Below are 13071 nucleotides of genomic sequence, written 5' to 3'. Positions count from 1 at the left end.
TCCTTAGTTATTATTGTTCAGTACTCGTGTTATTTTATAGATGACTATTTATTACTAGCTGAATTCTAATAGCTATACTAAAAGACACAATCATGCAGCATCAACGCTTTCAACACGATGTTCCATTTTTAGATAGTCTTCTGATTGCATCTCAAGCAAGCGTGAGCGCGTACGCTCAATCTCAAATGCTAACTTTTCTCCTTGGTACAATTCTAGAATAGACTGTTCAGCTCGTACCAATAGCTTGACACGGCGATCATAGAACTCATCAACCAAATAAATAAAACGACGAGTAGGATCACGCAAGTCATCATCTAGTGCTGGTACTGCGTTGACCAGTACGGTGTTGAATTGCTTAGCAATCTCAATAAAGTCAGAGGCAGAACGCGGCTCCATGCATAGATGCCGGAAGTCACAAAATAAAATATCTTCGGTACGCGCATTAATTTTTATTTCACGGCCGTTAATAACGATGGGCTCATTACTGATTTTTTGGTTATTAGATAAGCTGGCAAAACGGTTGGCAAGCCAGTGATGATTGCCTTTGGTCATCGGCGACTTGTACAGCTCTGCTTGCTGCAATACACGCAAACGGTAATCAATGCCTGAGTCAATATTCATCACGGTAGTATGACGCTCAACTTCGGCAATGGCGGGTAAGAAACGATCGCGATGTAAGCCATCTTTATACAAGCCCGATGGCTCAATATTAGAGGTGGCAACCAAGGTAACACCGCGGTTAAACAACATAGTAAACAAATCCCCTAAGATCATCGCATCAGAAACATTCGAGACAAAAAACTCATCGAAACAGATAATCACTGCTTCTGCATGAATAATATCAGCGACTTTTTCTAACGGATCACTTTGACCTTGTAACGTATTGAGCTCGCTATGTACACGCTGCATAAAATGATGAAAATGCTGACGCATCTTACGCTCAATCGTTAAAGAGTCATAAAACATGTCCATCATCCATGTTTTACCACGGCCAACACCGCCCCACATATACAGACCTTTTGGCGCGGCAGGTTTGGACTTTAAAAAGCTAAAAAAGCCCTTTTTTTGTTCAGCGCTATTATTGAGCTGATGATAAAGCTCATCAAGGTAGCTCATAGCCTGGTATTGCTGCTCATCTCGAGTAAACTCATCAGTACTGATGGCTTGCTCGTAGCGTTGCAATGGAGATAATCTCATAATGCGACTCATCGTTAGACAAAATAAATAATAAAGTAACCCGTTAACTCTGCTTCACCATATCGCGACAAAACTGAGAACCAGTTATAATTAAGAGTAATGCTAATAAATAAAACTAATAGGTAAAATCTATGTACCACTACCAAAGCTGTGCTCTTCTAATAAACCTTTGAGCTCAGACAAACGCCCGTGAAAAAAATGACCTGCGCCATCTACCACACTGACACTAATACCTAAACGTTCAGCAAATGCCTGCATGTATTGAGGCTCAATCACTTCATCAGCATTACCATAGATCTCAAAGGCTTTATCAGCAGGCAAATTCAGATCGCTGCTGTCGTTCTTTTCTACTGACGGTGCGATAAGGGCGATTTTTACAACTTCAAAATCACTCAATCCCCAAATATGAGAGGCCTCAAGCACTTGCTCAGCGACGCGCGCTGTCACATAGCCGCCAAAAGAGAAACCACCAAGCCATAGCTTACGTGCAGCGCTTTGTTCTGCAATCCATTGTAACACGGTCATTGCATCTACCACTTCACCATCAGCATAATCATGCTCACCGGTCGACTGCCCGACTCCGCGAAAGTTAAAACGTACTACATGCATACCACTGTCACGGGCAAAACGGTACATGGTCGTGACCACTTTATTATTCATCGTACCGTCAAAAAGTGGATTAGGGTGACAAAGCAGCGCCACTGTATCGGTATCTGGATCATTAGGGTTACCTTGTTGCCATAGTGCGTCAACTTCAAGCACACCAGCCGGAGCAGGAATCAATTGCATAGACTTACTTATTAATTAAGAATAGATATGTTAATTATCCTAGATATGATTTATATTTCAAGTGATTTGCTGTGTACTGTTGCTGTTTGTTTGACTTTTGCTTGTTATAATCAATTGTTTTGAGTAAGTGGTAAATTTTCGTGCTTAACATATAAAAACTAGGAATAACTTATGAATACTTTTAACAAAACCACTCTATTAACGGCTACTGTCACCGCAGCTCTTGCCCTAAGCGCTTGTCAAAGTACGCCTTCATCACCTGTTATTCAGCGTGCCAACTCTATTTATGAAACGACTGGTATTGCAGATACAAAGGTAAAGGCTCAGCAAAATGCGATAGACAGCGCGCAAAAGACTTGCAAAGGTAAGCAAGTGATTATCGTTGATGATAAAGTGACGTATAACGGTATCTTGGATGAGCGCACTGGTCGTATGGTCGGTCAAGCGGGTGCCGTTATCGGCTCAATCTTCGGCACTGGTACGCCAGACTTGTCCCGTAGCGACGATTATGAATACAAGATCAACTTTCGTTGCCAGTAAGTCCATAACAGACAAAATAGGTTAATTGCAGCGTCACTGTCCTCTCTTTTTGTAAGCCCGTTTTTGGGTTAAACTGTCGTGTTAAATGTTTAGCCCATCTTATTTAGTCTAAAATAACCAATTTATAAACAAACAGACTACAAACACCCAGCTTTTAACCTCTCTTTACCTTTGGTCTCCTATTATGCGCAAACCCAATCTCTCAAATATCAAACAAGCGAAAGTATTGGCACCTGCCAAGGATTTGGCGACATTGGAAGCTGAGCTCGCTGAGCAAGAAAACAGTCCTGAAGTCAATTTAGAAGACACCGTTCTGCGTCTTAGCGATTATCTATCAGCCGTTGATATGGTCATCAAACAAACCTTTAATCATCGCGTGTGGGTAAAAGCAGAAATTCGTAATCTGTCTAGCAAAGGTGGACATTATTACTTTGAATTGGCAGAAAAAGACGACGATGGCAAAGTTATCGCAAGCTGCCGTGGTAACTTATGGCGCTTTAAAGCCGCCCGCGTCTTAACGAAGTTTGAACGCGCAACAGGTATGGCGCTTGAGCGCGATTTAACGGTACTGCTCAAAGTATCGGCAGGTTTTCATGCGCAATATGGCTTCTCGCTCACTATCGAAGACATTGATCCCAGCTATACATTAGGAGACTTGGCGCGGCAATATGCAGAGATGGTCGACCGCTTGACTGGTGAAGGTTTGTTACACCTGAATCAGCAGCTGCCTACGCCATTTGATATCGAGCATGTGCTGGTCATCGCACCCGAAAAGGCCGCAGGATTGGGAGACTTTCAAGCCGATGCAGACCGCTTAGCCAGCACTGGTGCGTGTCAGTTTCATTATCATCATGCTACCTTTCAGGGCAATCATGCACCAAGCGAGATCCGTCAAGCAATTGTCAGTGCCCAACAGCAATTTTACGATACTTATCAACGGTTGCCAGATTTATTAGTGATTATTCGCGGCGGCGGTGCCGTTGGCGATTTAGCTTATCTCAATGACTATGAGCTAGCAGCATTGGTGGCCGAGCAGCCGATCCCTGTGTGGGTCGGTATCGGTCATGAGCGTGACAAAGTTATCTTAGATGAGGTGGCACATACCAGCTTTGATACACCATCAAAAGTAATCGCCGCAATCAGTAGTCATTTAGCCCAACTAATCACTCAGACGCTTCAATACCAAGCACAAATCAAGCAAGCAGCAAAGCGCCAGTTGAATATGGCCGAACAAAAAACGTCACGACAACTAAGCCAAATACAATCGCAAACGATTGGTCAACTAACCGCACTGCAAAAAGATAGTGATTATGCGTGGCGTAGCATTCAGCAAAGCGCACAGCGCCAAGTAAAGCAAGCAGCAAGACGAACAAGCGAGCTACGCGCGCAGACCCAATCCTCTGCTTATCAGCAATTATCAATCGCTGCCACAAATAGTAGGGATTATCAAAAATCTGCTATGTTAAATGCTCAGCAGCACGTCATACAAGCTCAGCGCAATAGCGAATATTTACGTGATATTGTACTACTGCATCGTCCGTCTCGCGTACTCAAACAAGGCTATACCATGCTGACTGACGCAAAAGATAAGCAGTTACTCACCAGCAGTACGCAGCTTTATCCTGAGCAGACCATTCATATTGTCTTAAAAGACGGTAAAGCAAAAGCGCAGATTATTGATATCAAAACTAATAACAAGATGACAGAATCTGCTAATACGCTAACCGAATCATAAAACAGTTTTTAATAATTATTTACTTACTCAAACCATGTTATCTACTCAGACCATTACAAGAAATTAGGAAACCTTATGACAACCCCTACTCGTCGACGCAAAAAAGCCGCCCCAAAAACCTTTAAGGCGGCTTACGATATTCTAAAAACCAATGCTGCTGAACTACAACAGCAAGATGAGCCAGATATTGATAATCTAATGACAACGGTTGAAGAGTCAATCGCTGCTTATCGTGTTTGCGAAACTCGTATCAATGCGGTACAACAAGCACTAGATGCAGCCTTTGCTGAAGAAGAAAAAACAGAGAATAACGATCTTTAGACAGTCGCTACTCTGGCTCATCAACCTCAAAGACTTGGCGTAGATAGGCAAGATAGGTATTATTATTGATCATCGTCTTGCCTGGGCTATCAGACAGTTTAGCAACTGGCTGCCCATTGCATTCAACCAGTTTAAGAACGATATTAATTGGCGTGATGCCCATATCATTGGTGAGATTGGTGCCGATGCCAAAGCTGGTTTTGATACGATCTTTAAAATACTGATGCAGCTCCCACGCCTTATTGAGATTCAGACCATCACTAAAGGTCAAAATTTTGGTCTTGGGATCTATCTTTAATTTTTTATAATGAGCGATTGCCTTATCACCCCAAATATAGGGATCTCCGCTATCATGACGCAGGCCATCAAATAGCTTGGCAAAATACAAATCAAAGTCGCGTAAGAATGCATCCATACCAACGACATCTGTTAGGGCAATACCCAAGTCGCCACGATACTCGTGAACCCAGGCTTCAAGAGCCGCTTTTTGTGAATCTCGAAGACGTACATCTAACGCTTGAAACGCTTGCATAAACTCATGTGCCATTGTGCCGATTGGCGTCATCCCTAAGTTTTTTGCCAGATACACATTAGAGGTACCGCCTACTATCTTTGGGGCAGCCTTGTGTAGAGTCTCAACCACATGCGCTTGCCAAGCTTTGCTAAAACGTCGGCGAGTACCAAAATCAGCGACAATAAAGGGCGGCGTATCATGGCTGTATTGGGCTTGTTCTATTGCATAATGATGCAACAAGGCAACTTTTGCATCCAGCCTACGTTGGCCTTCTTTAATCACACTAGGATCAGACAACGCATTAAAATACAGCTCATTCACGATGGCTAATACAAACACTTCAAAGAACATCGCTTGTATCATCGGTCCTTCAATATCGATACATAACCTGCCTTTTGCATCAGTACTTACCGTAATAAATCGACGCTTTAGCTGAAACAGCTCAAGATAATCCACGAAGTCTGAACGAATAAAACGCAACCCCCGTAAATATGCCAATTCGTCTTCTAAAAACCGCAATTCACACAAACTGTCGAGCTGCTGCTCTAGTGACGCTTTAATATCTGCTAGCGGATAAGCGGTGTCTTTATTATTACGGCAACGAAAACGATAAACCCCGTGCGTCTGTGGAAACTGATGTAGCATGGCTTGTAACATGGTAAATTTGTACAAATCGTTATCAAGTAATGAGGTAATAATAGGTGCATAGGTAACGGTCATGCTAGGGCCTTAAAACGCAAAAATAAGAAATAGACGTCACCTAACACTTAAAGCGACATAATAGGTGATCGATAAGCTCAGAACGCTTACTGCTCATGAGTCATCAATAAAAGGTCAAGTATAACGAAGTTTGTTGTTTTTTTCAGAACTCGCTGTTGATTACAGCAAAATTACTACGATTGCCTAAAATGTGTCCTCAATAACCAAATGGGAATGTATCAAATGCTCCTTCCTCCCGCTGTTTGGGCAACGCTTCAACGGCACGCGTTTTATCAAACCAGATATACTCATCGAACTGGGCTGGCAAAGAGGCATAAAAATAATGACTCTGTAACTCAGTTTCAGGTCTATAGATGACGCCTATCGCTCGCTCTAAACGCTCTGGAAGCAATTTTTTACGAATGTCTTCATGCAGTGGATAGCGCAATGGTAAAAGAAAATTATCAGTAGCAACCTCATGAAAAACACGTTCATAACTGTCAATATGTGAAGGCTGTACTTGTTTTATCTCCATGGGTCCGCCCCAGCTAGACGCAGCGGCCACCGTACCATGATCGGTGCCAAAACCTATGTTATAGACTTTGTCACCGTATTCTTGCCGCGCCAATTGGCCTATGTTTAATTCGCCACGTGCACTCATTTGGGTTGCCCGAGCATCACCAAGGTGGGAGTTATGTGCCCAAACAACAGCCTTTGATTGGGCGCCTCTAAACTCAAGCACTGCCTGCAATGTTTCAAACATATGATGATCACGCTGGTTCCATGAGTTGTTTTTGGCATAATACACAGTACGATAATAACGTTCGGCATCGGCTATTAGCTTGGCATTTTGTTTGGCATCAAAAAATTGTTCACCATTGGCAACAGAACACTCTAACTCTATCTTGAGTAAATCCTGTAGATTGTTGAGTACTTCCACTTCACAACTTTTATGTTGCTCGGTTATCATCGCACGACTGTATAAAGAAGGATCGTCTTCCCACGGCATCAGACAGTCGTAGCGCTCGCGAGCAATTTCTGCTGTCTTAGGATCCACTTTTTGTAAATAATCTAATACTCTGTCAATAGAGCTATATAAGCTGTATAAATCTAAACCATAAAAACCTATTTTTTGTTCTGAAGATTCAGTTTTTTTATTGTAGGCATGGAGCCAGTGGGTAAATTCAAGCATTGATTTGTTTGCCCACATCCAAGTAGGGAACCTAGAAAAAGGTTTATTCTGCCGCAAAGCATCATGTTCTCTACCCCGAATATAATGATTGATATGCGCAGCATCTGGCCAATCAGCTTCAGCAGTGACAATAGTAAAACCTTTCTTTTCTATAAGCTCCTTGGTTATACGAGCTCGCATGTCATAAAATTCAGCCGTACCATGTGACGCCTCACCAAGCAGTACTACACGACTATCTCCGATACGCTCCATGAGATTATCTAGGTTAACATCATCAACACTTTTAAAATGCTCACTTGATTGACCAATCAATTCAGACAAACTTCTATTAGCTTTCATTGCTTTTCTCCTGCCAACCTGTTGCACCAATCAGAGGTACAAAACGAACACCTCCCAAATCTTCTGTCTCATATTCATTTTCATTGATACGCCGAATACGAACCAGTTTTTGAGAATTCAAAGATGCGCCCACGGGAATGACCATACGCCCGCCGACGGCTAGCTGTTCTTTGAGGGCTTGCGGCGCTTCAGGCCCTCCTGCTGCAACTATAATGGCATCAAAAGGGGCATGATCTACCCAACCAAGTGTCCCATCGCCATGCTTGACCTGAATATTGGTATACCCTAATTGTTTTAGTCTCATCTGGGCAGTATCTGCCAAAGCTTTGTGGCGCTCAATGGTATAAACATGCTCACAAATCTCCGCAAGCACAGCTGCAGCATATCCCGACCCTGTACCGACTTCGAGTACACAGTCATCCGACTTCAACTCAAGGGCCGCCGTCATCAGTGCAACAATAAAGGGTTGTGAGATGGTCTGGTTTTCTTCAATAGGTAGGGGTGAATCCCTATAAGCAAATTCGACGAGGTCTGTAGGTATGAATGCTTCACGTGGTACCGTACCCAGCGCATTAAGCACCGTTTGATCGTGAATGCCGCGAGCCGCAAGTTGACGATCTATCATTTGCTGCCTTAGTTCTTCAAAATTATCCATGATGGTTTCCTTAATTTTCATTTTGGAGTATTCAATACCATCGATATCGTCAATCCTAAATAAAATAGATAAACATACATAACTGAGAAAAATTTATTTGTTGGCTATACGCTTTTCCAAAGACTAAAAAACTGCTTTGAGCTGACTTATATTTTTTAAATTTATAAATGTTTAACCTGCTCTAGGCTTTAGCACTCATAAACTGGGCGACATAGTCGTCGGCTGGATTGTGGCGTAAGTCATGAGGTGTACCCGTTTGCACTAGACGCCCCCCATTTAAGATACTAATACGTTGACCGACTTTTACTGCTTCGTCGATATCATGCGTGATAAAGACAATGGTCTTATTTAGCCGTTTTTGTAGCTCAAGCAGCTGATCCTGCAATTGAGCACGGATAAGTGGATCAAGCGCAGAAAATGCTTCATCCATTAGCAAAATAGGATTGTCCGTTGCCAGCGCGCGCGCCAGCCCAACACGCTGCTGCATACCACCTGACAACTCATCAGGATAGCTGTGCTCTAAATTTGGCAGTCCAACTTCATTAAGCCAGTGCCGAGCAACCTCATGACGCTCGCTTACACTCATTTTACGGACACGCAAACCATAAGCGACGTTTTGCATGACGGTCATATGAGGCACCAAGCCAAAATGCTGGAACACCATGCTAACGGTTTGCTGGCGATAGTGCTGCAACCCTTTATCATCAAGCTCTAATACATTAATCGCAGAAGATGACTTTTCGTTTCCCACTGGTGCTTTATTGATGTCAGTAGTCGTTGCAGTTGACTGAATATCATTGTTAGGTTTTTTGATATTAGCAGGGTTTTTTGCATTAATATTTTTTGTATTGATAGAAGTATCTACCCATATTTTGCCACTGGTTGGATCGATTAAGCGGTTAATATGACGTATCAATGTCGATTTGCCAGAGCCTGACAATCCCATAATACAATGCAGCTCACCCGCTTTAACGTTTAGATTAATATCATATAGCCCAACCGAATAGCCGGTTTGCTCTTTCACCTTAATGCTGTCCATACCCTCAGCCAATAACGTCAATACAGACTGCGCTTGCGTACTATTGGCATTGTAAATCTTGCTGATATTCTCTAATTGGATATGATTCATCATTGCTCTCGCTGTTGGTATTTATTATTGTCGTTACTGTCATTTTTGCTGTTTGTTACACTCAATTTTTAACTGGTTATGTTCACCTTAACGCCAAGCAAACTCCTAACCAATCGGGCGTTTACCTGCGTCAATAGTTTTTTGACGCGCCCGCTTACCTTGACCAAATGCTTGAGTAATACGGTCGATAATAATAGCAACAATGACAATAGCGGTACCTGCTTGCAAGCCTTGGCCGATATTGAGCGTTTGGATAGATTGCAAGACATCTTCGCCAAGACCTGGTGCACCAATCATGGAAGCTAGTACTACCATAGCAAGCGACATCATCACTGCTTGGTTAATCCCCGCCATGATACTAGGCAGTGCTTGGGGCAACTTAATCCAGACAAGCAGCTGCAAATGAGTACTACCAAATGAGCGTCCTGCCTCTATCATCTCGTGATTGACTTGGGTGATACCCAAAGTCGTCAAGCGAATCAGTGGCGGCAGTGCATAAATGACCGTAGCAAATAGCGCAGGCACTTTGCCGATACCGAACAGCATCAGCACTGGAATGAGATAAACAAAACTTGGCATGGTCTGCATAACATCTAGTACAGGAGTCACAACTTTGCGCAGAATCTTACTACCTGACATCGCAATACCAATTGGAATACCAATCACCACCGTAACCAGTACCGATACAATCAGTAGCGCTAAGGTATCGATGAGCGCGCCCCACAGACCAAAAGCACCAATCAAAAATAGCCCCGCACCGCAGGCCAAGGCAAACCATATTTTGCGGACACCAAACCATCCCAGTATCGTCACGAGCGCGATAATGATCCATGGTGGAATAATGGTCAACAGACGTTCGATAGGGAGCAACAAGTAGGTCAGCGCCATCGTACTGATGGTACGAAACACATCACCATAGTTTTGAACAACGTTTGCCAAGGTATTATTCAGCGGAGTCTCAAGTGACCACGAAGGAAAGCTTGATGCTAGACCTGATTGATTGTCACTGCCTGTACTATTGTTAGCAACACCAGTATTAGCAACAGCCGCGCCTGTTAAGCTTATACCTAACTTAGCAGCTAGACGCTTAGCTGCTTCATCAGACAACCACTCTTGCCAAACATTTGGATTATCACGTAAAAACGCTAACGCTTGCTCATCCCCACTACGCTTAGTCTCACTCATCTCTAAGATAGCGCCATTAAGCTCATCAGGGGTAAACTGAATACGTTTATATACCTCAGCCAGCTCGGGATTAGACTCAATAAAAGGCGTCGATACTGCAATACCTAAAGGTGATACCGGAAAGCCAGACACACAATCAGCTGTACCATCAGCTCGTAACAAATCTTGCCAACAAGCGTCATCATGAGCAGGGAACTCTAATGACGCAAAGTCATATTTTGCCATCAAACCCGTAGGCTGCCAGTAATAAAATAGTAGCGGTTTGTGCTGCTCAAATGCAGAGGCAATCTCGGCATCGAGAGCAGCACCGGTTCCGGGATGGGCATTGTTAAAAACACTATCCAAACCCGTATTCTTAAGCAAACGAGTATTAAAAACCTCGCATGCCCAGCCCGATGGACAGTTCATAAAACGTGACTTACCAGGTTCTTCAGGGTCTGGAAATAGCTCAGCATACTTAGGCAAATCTTGATAACTGCGTAGACCTGGGTTTTCTTCTAGGACATATTTAGGAACATACCAACCTTGGGTTGCGCCGCCCTTGAGTGTATCGCCAATGACTGCTACTTTGTTTTGTTCAATGGCTTGTTCCATAATTGGCGAGCGTCCAACCCATTGCTCACCAATGACTTGGATGTCGTTCTGTGACAATGCCGTCTCGAGCGCAGGCCCTGCTCCTGGCACTTCTTCAATTGTACAGTCATAGCCATCTTCAGTGATGTACTTCAGCACACCAGAGATAAACTGACCGCTCTCCCATGTTAGTGCGCCAAATTTGATAGGTGATTGGCAGGCTGCTGACGCCGATATTGGCAGTAACAACGCGCTCATACAAAGTAAACTTAACGCAATCCATTGGCGCATGTTATGTCCTATTTATCGTTATTTTAGCGAGTTATTATTAATGATTTACCAGTCAATTGGGTAGACGCTCATTATTAAAACCAAAGCTTGTTTCTAATCAGAAATATAAATTTACCACAACTACCGTCTAGTAATATTACGAAGTGTAGCGATTTATAGTATTGATGACAAACGCTTACTTATTCATCATTAATGCTTTTTTTGACCAAAAAAAGCTTATTTTGGTAGTACATGCTAATGGTTTTAGCTCTTTTTTTAAAAACTGACTATATTTCAAATAAAAAAATAGCGCCTATGCTAATAGACGCTTTGATACTTTAAATAATTAAGTTTAAATATTAACTACTTTAACAGCAGAGCCATACCTTTTTTAAATAGCTCACCATAAGGCGGCAACAACAAATTCATACCATTAAGTTTTGATTGTACAAAGACAGGCTTCATATGACTTAAGCGCTCAAACCCTGCTTTACCGTGATAAGCACCCATACCTGAGTGACCTACTCCGCCAAATGGCATATCATGCTGGGCAACATGTAAGATGACCTCGTTAATACAAACACCGCCCGATACCGTATGCGTGCGTACTTTTTCCACATCGCGCTCGTTGTTACCAAATACGTATAATGCTAATGGACGAGGACGCTCGTTAATAAAACGAATGGCATCATCAAGCGTTTCATAATCCATCAATGGCAGAATCGGTGCAAAAATCTCCTCTTGCATCACGTCACTGTCCGTCTCAGGATCAGTGACGACAACCGGAGGCATCAAGCGCGTCTCGAGACTTGCCTCAACATCAGTAAGCGGCTGCACACGATCTTCTGGCAGTTTTTGTAGATAACCTGCTACACGCTTAAACTGGTCGTCATTAATAATGTGACTATAGTCTTGATTGTTACCAATATTAGGATAATGTTTTTGCATCCACTCTTTTGCTAAGCTGATAAAGCGCTCGTGATATTGACGCTGAATCAATACATAATCAGGCGCAATGCAAGTTTGACCGGCGTTTAGGGTCTTACCCATCATTACTCGATTGACTGCATTCTCTAAATTCACATCATCGAGTACGATGACTGGCGACTTACCGCCCAGCTCAAGTGTTACTGGCGTTAAGTTCGGTGCGGCTGCTGCCATGACTTTTTTGCCGACCGCAGTAGAGCCAGTATAAAGCAGATGATCAAACGGCAGCTTACTAAAAGCTTCCGCAATATCGACCTCTCCCAGTACTACACAGACCATATCTGGTGAAAAATAATGCGCGACAGCTTTAGCAAACGCCTCAGCGAATTTTGGTGCAGCCTCACTCATTTTAATCATTACCCGATTGCCAGCAGTCAAGGCATCAATCATCGGTCCTATTGCCAAATATAATGGGTAATTCCATGGCACCATAATACCGACCACACCTAATGGCTGCGGCTGAATCTCATTATGTGCAGGCATATATAATGCTGAGATAGAAACGCGGCGGGTTTTCATCCATGCTTTGCCATGTTTTTTGGCATGACTGATACCAGTAAAGCTTGGGAAAAGCTCTGCAAACTGCGTCTCTGACTCGCTACGATGACCGAAGTCTGCACTGATAGCCCTAGCTAAGTTTTTTTGATTATCGCTTAGTAACGCTTCTAGATTGTCTAACTGACTCTCACGCGTGGCCCAATCAGTAATAGGCTGATGACGGCTTAGGGTTTGCATGCGCGAAAACTTTTTTTGTAATTGCTCTATCGTCGTAATAGTGCTCAGCGGCTTGTTAGAGCCAGTTGTTGTTTGATTGGTTATAGCTTGGTCGTCTATAGTCTGGTCATGATCTATCATGTTTCTTCCTTGTCATACACGCTAAAGTGAACGCACCCTAGCCAGTTGCTATTTAATGTAGCGTATCGAGTAAGGAATGAAAAGGTCGATT

At 43.1% G+C, this 13071-nt stretch carries 11 protein-coding genes; 3 read left to right on the top strand and 8 right to left on the bottom strand.

Annotated features, from left to right (window positions below; all coding sequences use genetic code 11):
- Positions 1–90 precede the first annotated feature (90 nt).
- Positions 91–1197 carry a cell division protein ZapE gene (gene zapE, locus BTV98_RS03915; RefSeq protein WP_075102932.1) on the bottom strand — a complete coding sequence of 369 codons (1107 nt, stop codon included), beginning with the start codon at positions 1195–1197 and terminating at the stop codon, positions 91–93.
- 129 nt (positions 1198–1326) lie between these two features.
- The gene (locus BTV98_RS03910; protein WP_075102931.1) at positions 1327–1986 is read right to left on the bottom strand and encodes an alpha/beta hydrolase; all 660 of its coding nucleotides are present in this window, start codon (positions 1984–1986) and stop codon (positions 1327–1329) included.
- A gap of 171 nt (positions 1987–2157) precedes the next feature.
- Between BTV98_RS03910 and BTV98_RS03905 the strand changes: the two genes are divergently transcribed.
- The 3 genes from BTV98_RS03905 (at position 2158) to xseB (ending at position 4582) form a co-directional block, all read left to right on the top strand.
- Positions 2158–2526 carry a hypothetical protein gene (locus BTV98_RS03905; RefSeq protein WP_075102930.1) on the top strand — a complete coding sequence of 123 codons (369 nt, stop codon included), beginning with the start codon at positions 2158–2160 and terminating at the stop codon, positions 2524–2526.
- Between the two features lie 184 nt (positions 2527–2710).
- Complete coding sequence (gene xseA, locus BTV98_RS03900; protein WP_075102929.1) at positions 2711–4261, top strand: exodeoxyribonuclease VII large subunit; 1551 nt, start codon at positions 2711–2713, stop codon at positions 4259–4261.
- Positions 4262–4336: 75 nt separating this feature from the next.
- Positions 4337–4582 (top strand): exodeoxyribonuclease VII small subunit, encoded by a 246-nt coding sequence (gene xseB / locus BTV98_RS03895; RefSeq protein WP_075102928.1) that lies wholly within the window; start codon positions 4337–4339, stop codon positions 4580–4582.
- Between the two features lie 7 nt (positions 4583–4589).
- Here xseB and pncB read toward each other — a convergent pair whose 3' ends face one another.
- The 6 genes from pncB to BTV98_RS03870 all read right to left on the bottom strand — a co-directional run bounded on the left by pncB (position 4590) and on the right by BTV98_RS03870 (position 12860).
- Positions 4590–5816 carry a nicotinate phosphoribosyltransferase gene (gene pncB / locus BTV98_RS03890; RefSeq protein WP_075102927.1) on the bottom strand — a complete coding sequence of 409 codons (1227 nt, stop codon included), beginning with the start codon at positions 5814–5816 and terminating at the stop codon, positions 4590–4592.
- A 196-nt stretch (positions 5817–6012) separates the two neighbouring features.
- On the bottom strand, positions 6013–7326 hold the full coding sequence (locus BTV98_RS03885) for an erythromycin esterase family protein (protein ID WP_218612936.1): 1314 nt from the start codon (positions 7324–7326) through the stop codon (positions 6013–6015).
- Positions 7316–7981 carry a protein-L-isoaspartate(D-aspartate) O-methyltransferase gene (locus BTV98_RS13700; protein ID WP_218612935.1) on the bottom strand — a complete coding sequence of 222 codons (666 nt, stop codon included), beginning with the start codon at positions 7979–7981 and terminating at the stop codon, positions 7316–7318. The genes BTV98_RS03885 and BTV98_RS13700 overlap by 11 nt, the downstream gene beginning before the upstream one ends.
- 181 nt (positions 7982–8162) lie before the next feature.
- A complete protein-coding gene (locus tag BTV98_RS03880; RefSeq protein ID WP_075102926.1) occupies positions 8163–9110 on the bottom strand; it encodes an ATP-binding cassette domain-containing protein in 948 nt (315 codons plus the stop codon).
- Between the two features lie 105 nt (positions 9111–9215).
- Positions 9216–11159, bottom strand: coding sequence for a glycine betaine ABC transporter substrate-binding protein (locus tag BTV98_RS03875; protein WP_083606079.1), 1944 nt, complete (start codon positions 11157–11159; stop codon positions 9216–9218).
- Between the two features lie 342 nt (positions 11160–11501).
- The gene (locus BTV98_RS03870) at positions 11502–12860 is read right to left on the bottom strand and encodes a coniferyl aldehyde dehydrogenase (RefSeq protein ID WP_256713832.1); all 1359 of its coding nucleotides are present in this window, start codon (positions 12858–12860) and stop codon (positions 11502–11504) included.
- Positions 12861–13071: the final 211 nt, after the last annotated feature.

The sequence above is a fragment of the Psychrobacter sp. Cmf 22.2 genome (assembly GCF_001921745.1).
In the GTDB taxonomy this organism is placed as follows: domain Bacteria; phylum Pseudomonadota; class Gammaproteobacteria; order Pseudomonadales; family Moraxellaceae; genus Psychrobacter.
This window is presented reverse-complemented; position numbering and strand designations above follow the sequence as displayed.